15 protein-coding genes are annotated in these 14,890 nt (G+C 71.6%); 8 read left to right on the top strand and 7 right to left on the bottom strand.

Features of this window, described 5'->3' with window-relative positions:
* Window positions 1-45: 45 nt before the first annotated feature.
* Window positions 46-735: an HNH endonuclease family protein gene (locus ACN27J_RS29255; RefSeq protein WP_421371178.1), complete on the bottom strand. Its 690-nt coding sequence runs from the start codon at window positions 733-735 to the stop codon at window positions 46-48.
* Window positions 736-970: 235 nt separating this feature from the next.
* Between ACN27J_RS29255 and ACN27J_RS29250 the strand changes: the two genes are divergently transcribed.
* Window positions 971-1,798, top strand: coding sequence for a DUF72 domain-containing protein (locus tag ACN27J_RS29250; RefSeq protein WP_421372574.1), 828 nt, complete (start codon window positions 971-973; stop codon window positions 1,796-1,798).
* Window positions 1,799-1,868: 70 nt separating this feature from the next.
* Here ACN27J_RS29250 and ACN27J_RS29245 read toward each other — a convergent pair whose 3' ends face one another.
* Window positions 1,869-2,282 carry a phosphotransferase gene (locus ACN27J_RS29245; RefSeq protein ID WP_421371175.1) on the bottom strand — a complete coding sequence of 138 codons (414 nt, stop codon included), beginning with the start codon at window positions 2,280-2,282 and terminating at the stop codon, window positions 1,869-1,871.
* A gap of 56 nt (window positions 2,283-2,338) precedes the next feature.
* Here ACN27J_RS29245 and ACN27J_RS29240 point away from each other — a divergent pair, with 56 nt between their 5' ends.
* Window positions 2,339-2,638 carry a hypothetical protein gene (locus ACN27J_RS29240; protein ID WP_421371173.1) on the top strand — a complete coding sequence of 100 codons (300 nt, stop codon included), beginning with the start codon at window positions 2,339-2,341 and terminating at the stop codon, window positions 2,636-2,638.
* Window positions 2,639-2,645: 7 nt separating this feature from the next.
* Complete coding sequence (locus tag ACN27J_RS29235; RefSeq protein WP_421371171.1) at window positions 2,646-3,134, top strand: SRPBCC family protein; 489 nt, start codon at window positions 2,646-2,648, stop codon at window positions 3,132-3,134.
* 99 nt (window positions 3,135-3,233) lie between these two features.
* Here the strand turns inward: ACN27J_RS29235 and ACN27J_RS29230 are convergent, their stop codons facing one another.
* The 3 genes from ACN27J_RS29230 to ACN27J_RS29220 all read right to left on the bottom strand — a co-directional run bounded on the left by ACN27J_RS29230 (window position 3,234) and on the right by ACN27J_RS29220 (window position 5,306).
* On the bottom strand, window positions 3,234-3,821 hold the full coding sequence (locus ACN27J_RS29230; RefSeq protein ID WP_421372572.1) for a hypothetical protein: 588 nt from the start codon (window positions 3,819-3,821) through the stop codon (window positions 3,234-3,236).
* Between the two features lie 632 nt (window positions 3,822-4,453).
* Window positions 4,454-4,939, bottom strand: coding sequence for an NPP1 family protein (locus ACN27J_RS29225; RefSeq protein ID WP_421372570.1), 486 nt, complete (start codon window positions 4,937-4,939; stop codon window positions 4,454-4,456).
* A gap of 67 nt (window positions 4,940-5,006) precedes the next feature.
* The gene (locus tag ACN27J_RS29220; protein WP_233605653.1) at window positions 5,007-5,306 is read right to left on the bottom strand and encodes a SelT/SelW/SelH family protein; all 300 of its coding nucleotides are present in this window, start codon (window positions 5,304-5,306) and stop codon (window positions 5,007-5,009) included.
* A 144-nt stretch (window positions 5,307-5,450) separates the two neighbouring features.
* Here ACN27J_RS29220 and ACN27J_RS29215 point away from each other — a divergent pair, with 144 nt between their 5' ends.
* Window positions 5,451-6,086, top strand: coding sequence for a helix-turn-helix domain-containing protein (locus tag ACN27J_RS29215; protein ID WP_421371169.1), 636 nt, complete (start codon window positions 5,451-5,453; stop codon window positions 6,084-6,086).
* Window positions 6,083-7,261, top strand: a complete 1,179-nt coding sequence (locus ACN27J_RS29210; protein WP_421372568.1) for an MFS transporter — start codon at window positions 6,083-6,085, stop codon at window positions 7,259-7,261. Before ACN27J_RS29215 ends, ACN27J_RS29210 begins: the two co-directional genes overlap by 4 nt.
* A gap of 55 nt (window positions 7,262-7,316) precedes the next feature.
* Here ACN27J_RS29210 and ACN27J_RS29205 read toward each other — a convergent pair whose 3' ends face one another.
* Window positions 7,317-8,141: a helix-turn-helix domain-containing protein gene (locus ACN27J_RS29205; protein WP_421371167.1), complete on the bottom strand. Its 825-nt coding sequence runs from the start codon at window positions 8,139-8,141 to the stop codon at window positions 7,317-7,319.
* Between the two features lie 103 nt (window positions 8,142-8,244).
* On the opposite strand from ACN27J_RS29205, the gene ACN27J_RS29200 reads away from it, so the two are divergent.
* Window positions 8,245-9,168 (top strand): oxidoreductase, encoded by a 924-nt coding sequence (locus ACN27J_RS29200; protein ID WP_421371164.1) that lies wholly within the window; start codon window positions 8,245-8,247, stop codon window positions 9,166-9,168.
* A gap of 104 nt (window positions 9,169-9,272) precedes the next feature.
* On the top strand, window positions 9,273-10,658 hold the full coding sequence (gene xylB, locus ACN27J_RS29195) for a xylulokinase (RefSeq protein ID WP_421371163.1): 1,386 nt from the start codon (window positions 9,273-9,275) through the stop codon (window positions 10,656-10,658).
* 51 nt (window positions 10,659-10,709) lie between these two features.
* On the opposite strand, the gene ACN27J_RS29190 is transcribed toward xylB, so the two are convergent.
* Window positions 10,710-14,021, bottom strand: a complete 3,312-nt coding sequence (locus ACN27J_RS29190) for an SNF2-related protein (RefSeq protein ID WP_421371161.1) — start codon at window positions 14,019-14,021, stop codon at window positions 10,710-10,712.
* Window positions 14,022-14,068: 47 nt separating this feature from the next.
* Between ACN27J_RS29190 and ACN27J_RS29185 the strand changes: the two genes are divergently transcribed.
* On the top strand, window positions 14,069-14,572 hold the full coding sequence (locus ACN27J_RS29185; RefSeq protein ID WP_421371158.1) for an SRPBCC family protein: 504 nt from the start codon (window positions 14,069-14,071) through the stop codon (window positions 14,570-14,572).
* The last annotated feature ends 318 nt before the right edge of the window (window positions 14,573-14,890 follow it).

The raw sequence follows: 14,890 nt of genomic DNA, 5'->3' as shown, positions 1-14,890 counted from the left end.
CCCGACAGGTCGGTCAGGCCAGCGGGTGGCCAGTACGCCGCCGGGTCAGCAGGTGGCCAGCATGCCGGACAGGGCGGACTTCTCCGCGTTGTCCACTGTCATGTCGTAGTACCACTTCACCTGGATCCAGGCCCGGGCGTAGGTGCAACGGAACGAGGCGAGTGGCGGCTGCCAGTCGGCCGGGTCCTTGTCGCCCTTGGCCTGGTTGACGTTGTCGGTGACCGCCCACAGCTCCGGCCCGCCGAGGTCGTTGGCGTACGTCTGACGCCGGGCGGTGGACCAGGCCCAGGCACCGGAACGCCACGCCTCGGCGAGCGGCACCATGTGGTCGATGTCGACGTCCGACGCCTGCGTCCAGGTGGCTCCGTCGAACGGGCTGTACCAGGACCCGGAGGTCGGGTAGCAGCTGCTGTTGACCACGACGTTGCTGCCGTCGCGCTTGAGCACCTGCTCCCGGGTGTTGCAGCTGCCGGTGATGGTGATCCAGTGCGGAAACAGCGACCGGTTGTAGCTGGACTGGTGCGACTCGGCGGCCACGGTGAGCGAGTTCAGCCGGCTGAGCGCGGTGCTGTACGACGGGATGTTGGGTGGGGTGGCCTGGGCGGGGACGGCGGTCAGGGTGAGGGTGACGATGACGGCGATCGTCGCGGCCACGGCGGCGCTGACGGCGCGGCGGACACCGATGGTGGGGCGGGCACTGACTGTGGGTCGGGCACTGACGGTACGGCGGGCCATGAGGGCTCCTGGAGTCGCTGCCCACCGCGGCCGGGTCGGGTGCTCCGGCCTAGGGGTACGGCGGGCAGGTCGACACCGCGAATCTAAGCTCCTCAATTACCTTGATCAAGACAGGTCGATGAATACGGCGTTAAGTCCAGCGCTCCAACCGGGTGGCTCTATCGTTGTCGCCGTGCCGAACACCGACACCGCCTCCCCGTCGCCGACCAGACCCCGGCTGCACGTTGGCTGTGCGATGTGGACGCACAAGTCCTGGCAGGGGCGGCTGATCGCGCACCCGTTACCGCCGGCCGAACGGCTGCGCCACTACGCCGCCTGGTGCACCGCCGTCGAAGGCAACACCACCTTCTACGCCACCCCGACCCGGGAGACCGCCGCCACCTGGGCGGCGCAGACCGACCCCGACTTCCGCTTCGTGCTCAAACTGCCGAAGACCGTCACCCACGAACACCGGCTCACCGACGCCGACGAGCCACTGAACGCCTTCCTCGACGCGATCGCACCCCTCGGACCGCGTACCCATGCGATCTGGGCCCAACTGCCGGGGTCGTTCGGCCCCGACGACGTGCCCGCCCTGGCCCGCTTCCTGCGCCGACTCCCCCGCGACCACCGGTACGCCGTCGAGGTCCGCCACCCGGCGTTCTTCACCGATCCGGCCGCGACCCGGCTACTCGAAGGGGTACTGAGCGACGTCGACGCCGAGTGGGTTCCGTTCGACACCACGACGTTCTTCGCCGCCGAGCCGACCAGCGACGCCGAACGCGACGCCTGGGTCAAGAAGCCCCGCGCCCCGCTGCGCACCCGGGCACTGACCGACCGGCCGATCGTGCGCTACCTCGGCCGCGACGACGTCGAGCAGACCGTCGCCGGCTGGCGGCACTGGGTCGAGGCATCGGTGTCCTGGCTGCGGCAGGGCCGCTCGCCGACGGTGTTCATCCACACCCCGGACAACGCCGACGCGCCGACCCTGGCCCGCCGCTTCCACGACGAGGTACGGGCCGCACTGCCGCAACTCGACCCGTTGCCCGAGCCGATCCCGGCACAGCCGCTGACCCTGTTCTGACCGGCACGGGTCGGACTGCCGGCCACCACCTTGCCTGACCGGGCTGCCGGCCGCCACGGTCGGGCCCGGCTCACGCCTCGTCGGCCAGAATCCGGGCCAGGGTCCGGCGACCCATCCGGCTCATCGCAGGAAAGCTGTCCACGTAGTACCAAACCGCGCCCATCGACTGCTCGAACGCCCACGCCTTGCCGCGCTGCCAGTCCAGCTCGGTGCAGATCAGTCGCTCACGCAGCACCGAGCGTGGCCGGTCGTCGAGCAGATGCCAGGCGGCCACCAGCTCCAGCGCCGGATCGGCGGGCCGCAGACCACCTACGTCCAGCACCCCGGCCAGCCGACCGGCGCGGACCAGGACGTTGCCGGGGATCAGGTCGCCGTGCACCATCGCGTCCGGTGTCTCGCGCGGCAGCTCCCGCAACCGTCCCCACAGCCGGCGCAGCGCCGGCACGTCCAGCAGATGTTCGCTGCGGTCGAAGCAGGTCCGCATCCAGGCGTCATGCCGGCACAGGTCACCGCCCCGGCCGCCGCCGCCTCGTCGGCCAGGTGCCGCCGTACCGTGTCGGGCTCGTCGGGGCGCAGCGGGAACCGGGCGGCCAGCCGGTCCCCGATCCGGAAGATCGCATGCACCGTGCCCTGCCCGGCCGCTGCTCGCACCGGCAGGTCCCGCCACTGTGGGAACTGCTCGTCGATGAGCGCGCGGACGGTCGTCACCGGCACGGCCAACTGGTCGTCGTGTATCCGCACCGCTGCAGCGTGCCGGTTGTGGACGCGGTGGTGCCACCGGGTTTCCCTGACCGCCGGCAACGGCACCGCGACCCGACCTGGCCCGCCGGTGGCGGATGATGGGCCGATGCCTGTGGTCGAAGCAGCGGTAACCGTCCCCGTACCGCCGGATCTCGCCTTCGCGGTGTCCCAGACCACCACGCCGGTCCGGCACCGTTGGGACCCGTTCATCCGGGTACAGCACTTCGTCGACGGGGCCACCCGCCCCGGCAAGGGCGTCCGTACCTTCACCCGGTCCCGGCACGGCCTGACGATGATCAGCGAGTACGTCTCGTACGCTCCGCCGACCAACGTCGGCATGAAGATGGTGCGTGGTCCCTGGTTCTTCGAAATGTTCGCCGGCGGCTGGCGGTTCGCCCCGGCGTCCGAGCCCGGTCACACGGTGGCGACCTGGCGGTACAGCTTCCGCTGCCGGCCGGCACCGCTGCGCCCGATCGCCGACCGGATCGGGGTGTGGCTGCTGGGCCGCGACATCCGTCGCCGCATCGCCGGCTACGCGGCCGGTTGCGCCGACCCCGAGGTCGTCGCCGCCGCCCGCCGGTCACTGTCCGACTGATCCCGGTCGGTTTCCCAGCGGCTCGGGACCCGACGCAGCGCGAGGGCCGGACCCCGTACCCGGGGTCCGGCCCTCGCGCTGAGCTTGGGGTGTTTCTGGTCAGCTGTTCCAGTGCTGGACGACCAGCTCGGCGGCCTGGGTCTCCCACTGCGCGTAGTGGTCCGGGTACGCCGACACCTGGACGGTCTGCGCGGCCTCGGTCAGCGGCATGTCCTGCCAGCCGTCGACGGCCTTGAGCCCGTTCAGGAACGCGGTGGTCGAGTACTCCACGTCGGTGATCTGCTCCACCGTGCCCCAACCCGACGACGGACGCTGCTGGAACAGGCCCTGCGAGTCGTGGTCGTTACGGTCACCGAGGTGACCCAGGTTCTCCAGCTTCGACTCCTGCAGGGCGGTGGCGATGGCGACCACGGCGGCCCGCTCGTCCATGCCGGCCTTCTTCGTCGCGGCGATGATGCCCTTGACGTTGTCGGTCTGCTCACCGGACAGGTCGATCCGGGACTGCTCGCCCTGCACACCGTGCGGGGTCAGCTTGCCGGCGTCCACGCCACTGCTGGCGGCGGCGGACACGGGTGCGGCCAGGGCGGTGGGGGCGTGCTCGGCGGCCAGGGCGGGGGCGGCGATCGCGCCGCCGGCCAGGGTCAGCCCGGCGATGCCGAGGGCGGTGTTACGCAGGCTGGTACGCAGGGTACGGGTGATGATCGTGGTCATGGGGGGTCCACCTTCCGTTTGCCGAGGGGGCACACCCGTCACGGACGGGCGGGTGCGCGGTAAACGGTCATCCGGGTGGTACGGGGGTCAGACGCGGTGGCGCGGGGGCGCTGCTGCGCGCCGTGACCATCTACAACCACGCCGGCCCGCCGACGATTCCCGACCGGGCCCACCCGCCGGGCCGCCCGGCAGGTGCCTGACGGCTACGGGCCTGAGCCCGGCGGCCAGCGGCCTGAGCCTGGCGGCCGCGGGCCGGATTGCGTGGCGCGACCATGCACAACGACGCCGCCCGCCGGATCATTCCGCCCCGGCCTGAGCCTCAGGAACCGCGCACCGTTCGGCGCGCAGCGTCACCTTCGGCATCCCGGGGCAGCCTGAACGCTCATCGAGGTGACGCTGACGCACGCTAACTCCGCGTCTTAGCGTGTGTCAGCGTCACCTCGATGAGCCCACTGGCGACGTGGCGGGAGAGACCGGGTCGCACCAGAGCCGTCGGGCAGCCGGCTGAGGGCTGGTGTTGGCCTAGGCTCTGGTTGGCCTGCGCGGGTCTGATGCCACAGGTGCATCTTGATGCACCTGTGGCATCAGACCAGTGCACACATCATGGGTCAAGCCCACGGGTCGAAGGGGATACCTGCCGGTTTCGACCGTTTCAGCAGGTTACGAAACCGGTCGTCCTGATCGGTGATCTTGATGCTGGCGGAGCCGAAGTCGGCGGTCATCAACCGGTCCCGCAGCGCCGTGCTGGGCCAGCCGTTCCAGTCGACGACCGGCGGAAACCGCCAGGTGCCGTAGTGGTTCTCCGGTGGGTCGTCGTTGCTGTTCGCCAGCCGGAAGTTGTGCGAGCCGAAGGCGCCTTCCTTGTGGTAGACGACCTTTGGATGCGTGCCGTCGAACCGCACCGAGGACCGCGGATAGGTCTGCCCCTCGCCGTGCACCGTGCGGGACACGTAGTCGACCCGGTCCGACGCCTGGTTCACCCAGGAGACGACGTGCTCCCAGTCGTGCCGGTGACCGCAGCAGCCCGGCGGACTGGGGCAGGTTGGGCAGGTTCGCGGCCCGCGCGGCCGTGGCCGGAGCGACGACCAGCACAGTGGACAGGGCTGCGGCTGCGATCCAGTTGACTACCGGTGGCCGTACGGTGCACAGCCGAGCGGCGGATCAGAGCCCGTGCGGCAGGGCCCGGTCGGTGTGGCCGAGGCTGAGATCGGGCGCGATGCGGTCCCGTACCAGTCTTTTCAGCTCGGGGATCCCCGGGAAGCCGCTCTCCCCCCGCGACCAGATCGTCTCGCCGTCCAGCCGGACCTCGAAGACGCCGCCGGTGCCCGGCACCAGCGCCACCTCACCGAGCCGCAGCGCGAATGTGGTGAGCAGCTCCTGAGCTGTCCACGCGGCGCGCAGCATCCAGCGACACTGCGTGCAGTACTCGATCTCCAACCGTGGCTGTTTGGTGGTGGTCACCAACCGAGTATGCCTGCGCCGGGCACCGGGTCGACAAGCTCGGTGCCGGGTCGACAAGGTCGGTGCCGGGCATGTCCGGCAGGGCACCGTCGGGCGGGCCACCGTACCGGCAAATGCTCTTGCCAGTCTGGCAAGCTGGGTGGCATGGACGACGACCTCGACCATGCTCTCGACTCGGTCGGCCCCCGGCTGCGGGCGCTGCGCAAACAGCGCGAGACGACCCTCGCCGAGCTGTCGGCCGCCACCGGCATCTCGGTGAGCACCCTGTCCCGGCTGGAATCCGGCGCCCGCCGGCCCACTCTGGAGCTGCTGCTGCCCCTTGCCCGCGCCCACGGCGTCAGCCTGGACGAGCTGGTCGACGCGCCACCGACCGGCGACCCGCGCATCCACCTGCGGCCGGTCACCCGCTTCGGGATGACCATGCTGCCGTTGAGCCGGCGGGCCGGCGGCATCCAGGCGTACAAGTTGATCATCCCGGCACGCAGCCCGCGCCGGGAGCCGGAGCTGAAGACCCACGAGGGCTACGAATGGCTGTACGTCCTCGACGGGCGGCTGCGTGTCCTGCTCGGTGAGCACGATCTGATCCTCTCCCCCGGCGAGGCGGCGGAGTTCGACACCCGGGTGCCACACTGGTTCGGCGCGGTCGGCGACGAGCCGGTCGAGTTCCTCAGCCTCTTCGGCCAACAGGGCGAACGCGCCCACCTGCGGGCCCGCCCCCGGGAGCGAGCGCCGGAGCGGGAGCGGACCGGGGAGCGGGCCAGGGAGGGTGGCAGGCCCTGAACCGCGTACGCACCTGGGCCGCGCTCGGTTTCGCCTGCGTAGCCGTCGGTCTGTCGACCGCGATGGCCTCGCCGTACCTGACCCTGTTCCTCGACGACGCGGTCCGGGCCAGCGCCGGGCAGATCGCGCTGTGTCTGGTCGCCGCCCCGGTCTCGGCGGTGGTGATCGCCACCGTGGCCGGACGGCTGTCCGACCGGCTGCCGAGCCGCCGGTGGCTGCTGGTCGCCGCCGCGTCGGCCGGGTGCCTGTCCAGCGCGCTCACCTCGGTCGTACGGGACTTCCCGGTCTTTCTGCTCATCACGGTCACATTGACCGCGTCGGCGCAGGTGATGGTCCCGCAGATGTTCGCCTACGCCCGGGAGGCGCTGGCCGGGTCCGCGCGAATCGCGATGGCGATGAGCACCTTCCGTACGCTGTTCTCCGTCGCCTGGGTCGCCGGCCCGCCGCTGGCGTCGCTGCTGCTCACCACCGGCGGGTTCCGGCTCACCTACGCCGCGTCCGCCGTGGTGTACGCCGTCGCCGCCGGCGTCGTCCTGCTCGCCTTCCGGCACCGTCGTCGCCCGGACGTCGGTGAGGTGCGGGACACCCAGCGGTACGGGGCGGACGCCTCCCGCCGGACCATCTGGTTGAGCGTCGCCGCGTTCGTGCTGACCTGGTCCGCCAGCAACCTCGCCATCCAGGCCCTGCCGCTGCACGTCACCCGGGAGCTGGGGTCCGGTGTCGGGACCGCGGGTCTGCTGCTGGGCCTTTGTGCCGGGCTGGAGATCCCGCTGATTCTCGGCTTCGGCTGGCTGTCCACCCGGCTCCCGGTGCACCGGCTGCTGCTCGTCGGCGCCGGCTGCGGGGCGGCGTACATGACGGTGGTCGCGGTCTCGGACCAGGTGTGGCCGCTGCTGGTCGGGCAACTGCTCAACGCGGCGTCGATCGCCGCACTCGGCGGCCTCGGCATCACCTACATGCAGGACATGCTGCCCCGGCACCAGGGGCGAGCTTCCACCCTCTACTCGAACGCCATCCCCACCGGCGCGCTGCTCGCCGGCCCGGTTCTCGGCGCCGCCCAGCACGCCGGCTACCGCATGCCGTACGCGGTCGGCGCCCTGCTTTACGTGGGAACGCTCGGCCTGCTACTACTCGCCCGCCGCCGGCCCGACCCGGTGGTACCCGTCACCCAGTGAGACGTCAGCTCGGGTACGACGCCAGCTCAGGTACGACGTCAGCTCGGCCACGACGTCAGTTCGCGTACGCGCTGAGCAGTTGCAGCCGTTCAGCGTCGGCGCTGCCCGGCGCGGCGGTGTAGACGATCAGGATCGGGCCGGTGCGCCCCGGCGGGGTGTAGGCGTCCCAGTCCAGCCGCAGCTCGCCGACCTGTGGATGCGGGAACGTCTTGCTGCCGCTGACCGATTCGCGTACGTCGTGGCGGGCCCAGAGCCGGCGGAACTCCTCGCTGCGGATGCTGAGCGTGCCGACGATCTCCCGGGCGCGCGGGTGCTCCGGGTCGGCGGCGACCGCCGCCCGCAGGAAGCCCAGGTAGTCCAGCACCGTCTCCTCCCAGCCGGGACAGCGGCCGTGCGCCTGCGCATGGTCGAACATGTCGATCAGCGCGTTGGTCGGCCCGATACCGGGGTATAGGGCGGCAGCCATGGCATTCCAGGCCAGCAGATCCAGGTGGCGGCTCACCACCACGGCCGGGGTGTGCAGGCTGTGCAGCAGCCGGCGGGTGCTCTCCGGGACGGTCTCCCTGGTACGCCGTCGTGGTTTCGGCGGCTGCTGCGCCCGGCGGGCCAGGGCCCGCAGGTGGCGGGTCTCCTCGGCGTTGAGCGCGAGGGCGCGGGCGATGCCGGTCAGCACGTCGTCGGACGGGCGAACGTCGCGGCCCTGCTCCAGCCGCTGGTAGTAGTCGGTGCTCACCCCGGCGAGCAGCGCCAGCTCCTCGCGGCGCAGCCCGGCGACCCGCCGACGCGGGCCGGGTGCCAGGCCGATCTCCTCCGGCCGCAGCCGGGACCGCCGCTGACGCAGGAAGTCGGCCAGCTCGCGGGCGTAGACGGTGCTCGTCACACCATCGAGTGTGCCGGTCGACGCGCCCCGCAGGGTAGGTCCCGTGGTCCCAGGTTGGCCAGGTCTGCCCGGCGACCTGCCCGGCTGCCTAGCGTCGGCGGTCATGCAGGACATACGGAACTGGACTCAAGAGCAGATCCCCGACCAGCACGGCCGTCGCGCGGTGGTGACCGGCGCGAACTCCGGCGTGGGGCGGGTCACCGCGCTGGAGCTGGCCCGGCACGGGGCCGCCGTGGTGCTGGCGGTACGTAACGTGGCGGCCGGTGAGGAGGCGGCCGCTGCGATCCGGCGCGAGGTGCCGGGCGCCGACGTCGAGGTACGCCGACTGGATCTGGCGTCACTCGCGTCGATCCGGGCCTTCGCCGCCGACTTCACCGGCAACCTCGACCTGCTGGTCAACAACGCCGGGCTGGTGTTGACCGGTCCGCGACCGCCGCTGACCGTGGACGGGTTCGACCTGCAGGTGGGCACCAACGCGCTCGGGCCGTACGCGCTGACCGGGCTGCTGCTGGACCGGCTGGCCGCCGGGAAGGAGCCCCGGGTGGTCACCGTGTCGTCGATCGTCCACAAATGGCGCAATCTCGACCTGGACGATCTGATGTCCGAGCGGTCCTACAACGGAAACCGGGCGTACGCGATGTCGAAGCTGGTCGGCACGATCCTCGGCCTGGAGCTGGACCGCCGGCTGCGGGCGGCCGGGTCGCCGGTGGTCAGCGTGCTGGCCCACCCCGGCATGACCCGTACCAACCTGACCCCGCGCGCGATGGCCGACCGGGGCCGGCTGATGCGCGCCGCAAGCCGGCTCATGTCACTCGTCGTCAGCGGGGTCGAGTCCGGGGCCCGACCCCAGCTGTACGCGGCGACCGCCCCCGGCTTACGGGGTGGGCAGTTCTTCGGACCACGCGGCTTCCAGGAGATCCGTGGCCCGGTCACCGAGGTGCGGGCCAGCGATCAGGCCCGGGATCCGGGCAACGGCCGACGGATGTGGGCGGCGGCGGCCCGGCTCACCGGTGTCACGTACCTCTGACCGCCGCTCTCTGACCGCCGCGAAGATCACCATTGGACCATTCCATCGACGGGCGTAAGGTCGACCTCGGCTGGCCGTAGGACTCGACACGTGCGAGGTGTGCGTTGACGCTAGTTGCCGGGGTCGACTCGTCGACCCAGTCGACGAAGGTCGTGGTGTGCGACGCGGACACCGGTGAGGTGCTGCGCGAGGGCCGCGCCCCGCACCCGGACGGCACCGAGGTCGACCCGCGCGTGTGGTGGGCCGCCTGGGAGCAGGCCAGCGCCGGACTGCTGGACGGGGTCGCCGCGATCGGCGTCGGCGGACAGCAGCAGGGCATGATCTGCCTCGACGACGCCGGCGAGGTGGTCCGGGACGCCTTGCTGTGGAACGACACCCGGTCGGCGCAGGCCGCGATCGACCTCACCGACGAGTTCGGCGGCCCGAAAGCGTGGGCCGACGCGGTCGGCCTGGTGCCGGTGGCCAGCTTCACGGTGACCAAGCTGCGCTGGTTCGCCCGCGCCGAGCCGCAGCTCGCCGCCCGGACGCAGACGGTGCTGCTGCCGCACGACTGGCTCACCCACCGGCTACGCGCCGACGGCGGAGCGCCGACGACCGACCGGGGTGAGGCCTCCGGCACCGGCTACTGGTCGGCGGCGGCCGGGGACTACCGGCGGGACCTGGTACGGCTCGCGTTCGGGCGGGACGTGGCGCTGCCCCGGGTCGCCGGGCCGGCCGAGGTGGTCGGCGAGACCGCGTCCGGCGCGCTGCTCGCGGCCGGCACCGGCGACACCATGGGTACGGCGTTCGGCGTCGGCCTGCGCCCCGGTGAGGTGGTGGTGTCGCTGGGCACCTCGGGCTGTGTGTCCGGGGTGAGTGAGATGCCGACCGCCGACCCGAGCGGGCTGGTGGCCGGCTACGCCGACGCGACCGGCCGGTTCCTGCCGCTGGTGTGCACGCTCAACGCGGCCCGGGTGCTGGTCACGGTCGCCGACCTGCTGGGCCGGTCGCTGGCCGAGTTGGACGAGTTGGCGCTGTCGGCGCCGCCGGGCGCGGGCGGGTTGACCCTGCTGCCGTACCTGGACGGGGAACGCACCCCGAATCTGCCGGACGCCCGTGGTCTGCTGGCCGGGATCACCCGGGCGAACGCGTCGGCGGCGAACCTGGCCCGGGCGGCGGTGGAGGGCATGCTCGGCGGCATCGCCGACGCCCTCGACGCGCTGCGCGCCCAGGACGTGCCGATCGACCGGGTGCTGCTGGTCGGCGGTGCGGCCCAGTCCCGGGCGGTACGGGCGATCGCGCCGGCGCTGTTCGGCGCGCCGGTGAGCGTGCCCCGCCCGGCCGAGTACGTGGCGCTCGGCGCGGCCCGGCAGGCGGCCTGGGCGCTGTCCGGTGCCGCCGAGCCGCCACAGTGGCCGGTCGAGGCCGAGGAGGTCACCGCCGCCGCCACCCCGCAGGTGCACGAACGCTACGTCGACGTCCGCGACCGGGCACTGCCGCTGCTCACCTGAGGCCGGTCGCCGCGCACGCCGACCCGATCCGGTCCCCGGTGCCAGATCGGCTCAGTCAAGGTCGAGCAGGTCCCTGATGTCGGCGGCGGACAGCTGCGCGGAGGCGAACTCGCCCCCGTCGAGCACACTGCTGAACAGCTCGGCCTTGCGCTGCTTCAACGCCATGACCTTCTCCTCGATGGTGTCCTTGGCGACCATCCGGTAGACCATGACGTTCGATTTCTGACCGATCCGGTGGACGCGGTCGACGGCCTGGGCCTCGGTCGCCGGGTTCCACCACGGGTCGAGCAGGATGCAGTAGTCGGCCTCGGTCAGGTTGAGACCGAAGCCGCCCGCTTTGAGGCTGATCAGGAACACGTCGGCGTCGCCGCGTTTGAACTCGGCGATTACGGCAGCCCGGTTGGTCGTCGACCCGTCGAGGTAGCCGCACCGGACGCCGGCGGCGACGAGCCGGTCACGCGCCGCGCCGAGGAACCGGGTGAACTGACTGAACACCAGCGTACGGTGGCCTTCGGCGACCAGGTTGGTGATCTGGTCGGCCAGCACGTCCAGTTTGGTCGACGGAACACCCTCGTGTCTCGGGTCGACCAGGGCGACGTCGAGACTGGCCTGGCGCAGCAACGTCAACGACCGGAAGATCTCGAACCGGTTCTTCTCCAGGTCCCCGAGCAGGCCGAGGACCTTCTGCCGTTCCCGTTGCAGATAGGCCTGGTAGATCCGGCGGTGTTTGCGGTCGAGGTCGAGCTCCAGCACCTGTTCCTGCTTCTCCGGCAGGTCGGCGGCGACGTCGGCCTTGCGGCGACGCAACATCAGCGGCCGGATGCGGCGGCGCAGCTGGGCGAGCCGGTCACCGTCGCGGTCCTTCTCGATCGGCGTACGGTAATAGTCGGTGAACCGGTCCAGCCGGGGGAACAACCCGGGGGCGGTGATCGAGCAGAGCGCCCAGAGTTCGAGCAGGTTGTTCTCCATCGGCGTACCGGTGATGGCCAGCTTGAACGGCGCGGTGAGCTGCTTGGCGCAGCGGTGGCTCTGCGACTGGTGGTTCTTGACGAACTGTGCCTCGTCGAGGATCAGGCCGGCCCAGTCGAGCGCCTGGTAGTCGTCGAACTCCAGCCGCAGCAGCGTGTACGAAGTGACGACGATGTCCGCCCCGGCGGCCGCCTCGGCGAGTTCCATGCCACGCCGTGCCGAGGTCTGGGTGACCGCCCGTACGGTCAGGTCCGGGGTGAACCGCGCGGCCTCGGCGACCCAGTTGTGGATGACGCTGGCGGGGGCGACGACGAGGAACGGTACGTCGGCACGGGCGTGCCGGATCAGGGCCAGCGCCTGCAGGGTCTTACCGAGACCCATGTCATCGGCGAGGATGCCGCCGAGCTGGTGCTCCCGCAGGGCGGCGAGCCAGCGAAACCCGTCGAGCTGGTACGGGCGCAGCTCCGCCCGTACCAGCGGGGGCACCTGGTGGTCGACGGCGGCGCCGGCGGTGGCCAGCTCGCGGACCGCGCGCTGCCAGGCGGCGGCCTGGCCGGTGATCTCCCCCAGCTCGGCCAGTTCGGCCCAGAGGCCGGCCTGGAACCGGCCGACCCGCAGCACGCCCGGCGGCCGGTCCTCCAGTGCCCGCGATTCGTCGATCAGCTCGCGGAGCTGGGCGAACTCGGGGCGGTCGAGGCTGAAGTACGTGCCGCTGGGCAGGATGAGGTACTGCCGGTCCTGCGCCAGCGCGGTGAACAGCTGATCGAAGACGACCTGTTCGCCGCCGACGCTGACCTGCACGGACAGGTCGAACCAGTCGTGTTCGCCGGGATGGTCGGTGCCGGCGAACCGAATGACCGGCGCCTCGTCGGATTCCCGGTAGTCCGGTACGGGCTCCGCTGCCGATTCGACCACCTCGACGCCGTCGATGTCGGCGAGCCGGGGCACGACCTCGCTGAGGAACCGGATCATGGCGTCGCCGCGGAGCGTGGTCAGCGCGGCGAGTCGTGCGCCGTTCGGGGTCGACTCGATCGCCTCCGGGACCGCTTTGGCCGTCACCTCGGTGACCTGGTCGACGACGGCGTCACGGGGGTCGGCCTGCCCACGTGAGTCGGCGTGCCCGCGCGGACCGGTGGCCCACAGCGGCTCGGTCTGCCGGTGCGCGCCGATCGCGCGGACCCACTGCCAGTGGATCGACAGCGCCTGTTCCGGCATCGGGGTCACGGCGAGGGTGAGCGTGGGTGGCAGCACCGGCGGCAGGTGCACCGCCGGGCCGGCGGCGACGACCTCGACCTGTTTGAGCAGCTCCGGGTAGAACCGTTCGAAGAACCGCGTCTCGTCGGCGGCGGGGACGCGGATCGCGGGACCGGCCAGGGCCTTCGCCGCCGCCGGGGAGACCGCGCCGGACAGCGGTGCCAGCCGCAGCACCCGGTCCCGAGGCTGCGGCTCGACGCCGCCGCGCTCGGCCCACCAGGTGATCCCGTGCGCCGGTCGACCAACGAAGGCGGAAAACTCAGCGGGGACGGGTACGCCGTCGGCCAGCAGCACCGGCTGCACGATCAGGTCGTCGTCGGCGCGGTCGACCTGCACCGACAGCCGGGCCGGCTGCCGGCCGACGACCACCGGCCGGGCGTACTTGCCGGGCTGGACCAGCGGCAGCCCGGCGTCGTCGGCCTCGGCCAGCAGGTCCCAGATCCGCCGGCTGGCGAACGCGTCCAGGAAGATCGTCGTCGGGGCGCCGTAGTAGCCGTACCCGTCGACGTCCACTGTCGACAGCTTCAGGATCTCGCCGAGCAGCTGGCGGTGCCGTTTGGATTCCGGCGATCTGCCGTGGCCGGCGTAGCTCACCGTCGACCAGCTGATGCCGGAGCGAACCCAGCCGTTCTGGCCGGGTAGGACCGGACGCAGTGCGATGCGTCCGCCGTGCCGGCCGCCACCGGCCGCGCCCGGTTTGACCAGCTCGAACTGCAGGCCGACGGTGGCCTGGGCCGGCGCGGCGGTGACGACCGGGGCGACGTCGGAGACCAGCGCCGACAGGCTCTTCTCCCAGTCGGCCGTCGGCGCGTCCGATGCCCGCCGCTGCTTCGGGACCGTCGGCGCGGCACCGACGACGGCCCGCAGCACCAGCGCGTACGGGTGGCCGCAGGCCCTCTCGCCGCAGGAGCAGGCCCCGTCGACGGTGGCGACGAGCCCGTCGGGGTCGGTGGTGACCGCCGCCGTCACGGTGCCGCCGCGCCTAGGGTCCAGTCGGCCCTGGGCGTGCCCGGTCATCGCATCCCACCGGGCGTCGGTCAACTCGCCGTTCGCGAGTTGGGCACGGGCGCGCAGGAACGCCCGTACGCCGACGATCTCACACAACGCCGCCTCTTCGACGGTAAGTTCCAGCTTCGCCACTGTTCGTCGTCTCCCGATCAGGCCGCGTCGCGACGTAGGTTAGCCGGGTGTCAGCGCAACGATCGAACGCCCGTCCCAGTGACGCATCGTCGACCCGTACCGATTCGGCAGCCCGGGTGATGTCCGCCCCGGTCGAGCGCGTCTACGCAGCTCTGGTCGACCCGGACGCGCTCGCCGCGTGGCTGCCGCCGCAGGGGATGACCGGCCGGTTCGAGCGGTTCGACGCCCGACCCGGCGGCGGGTACCGGCTGGTCCTGACCTACGCCGACGCGTCGACCGCGCCGGGCAAGGCCACCGCCGACTCCGACATCGTCGAGGCCCGCTTCGTCGACCTCGTCCCGGGCGTACGGGTCATGCAGGCCGTCGACTTCGTCGCCGACGATCCGGCGTACGCCGGCACGATGACCATGACCTGGGAGGTGTCGGCGGTCGACGGCGGCACCCGGGTGGACATCCGCGCCGACGACGTACCGGCCGGCATCAGCGCGGCGGACCACGCCGCCGGCCTCGCCTCCTCGCTGGCGAACCTCGCCACGTACGTCGAGCGGTAGCCTGCGCCGGCTCCGCTGCGGCTGTTCCGTACTGCACTGAGCGACGCACAGGTCGACCAAGCCGGTTGCTGGCCGCCGGGTGGCCCTGTTGGGCGTCTGGTAGCCCGAGGGTCCTAACGGCCGCGCTGCCCGCATGTCCTTCGAGTGCCACGCCTAGCCCAACTGGTCGCCGATCGTAATAGCTATGACCGAAAGATGACATATAAGATAATAACTTTCACATATCAACACTCATCAGTATATTTGACTACCTGAGCACTTCAGGGACGCCTTAGGCGTACACGCACAGCCGGGCCCCTTGCGCTGCATAGCCGCGAT

Origin of the sequence: Solwaraspora sp. WMMB762 (assembly GCF_049179115.1) — a bacterium.
GTDB lineage: Bacteria > Actinomycetota > Actinomycetes > Mycobacteriales > Micromonosporaceae > Micromonospora_E.
Note: the sequence above shows the minus strand (reverse complement) of the source record. Positions and strands in the feature narration are given on the sequence as shown.

Excerpts from the sequence above, each read along its gene's own strand:
- ACN27J_RS29255 (WP_421371178.1), bottom strand. The coding sequence starts at position 735 with ATGGCCCGCCGTACCGTCAGTGCCCGACCCACAGTCAGTGCCCGCCCC.
- ACN27J_RS29250 (WP_421372574.1), top strand. The coding sequence starts at position 971 with ATGTGGACGCACAAGTCCTGGCAGGGGCGGCTGATCGCGCACCCGTTA.
- ACN27J_RS29245 (WP_421371175.1), bottom strand. The coding sequence starts at position 2,282 with ATGCGGACCTGCTTCGACCGCAGCGAACATCTGCTGGACGTGCCGGCG.
- ACN27J_RS29235 (WP_421371171.1), top strand. The coding sequence starts at position 2,646 with ATGCCTGTGGTCGAAGCAGCGGTAACCGTCCCCGTACCGCCGGATCTC.
- ACN27J_RS29215 (WP_421371169.1), top strand. The coding sequence starts at position 5,451 with ATGGACGACGACCTCGACCATGCTCTCGACTCGGTCGGCCCCCGGCTG.
- ACN27J_RS29200 (WP_421371164.1), top strand. The coding sequence starts at position 8,245 with ATGCAGGACATACGGAACTGGACTCAAGAGCAGATCCCCGACCAGCAC.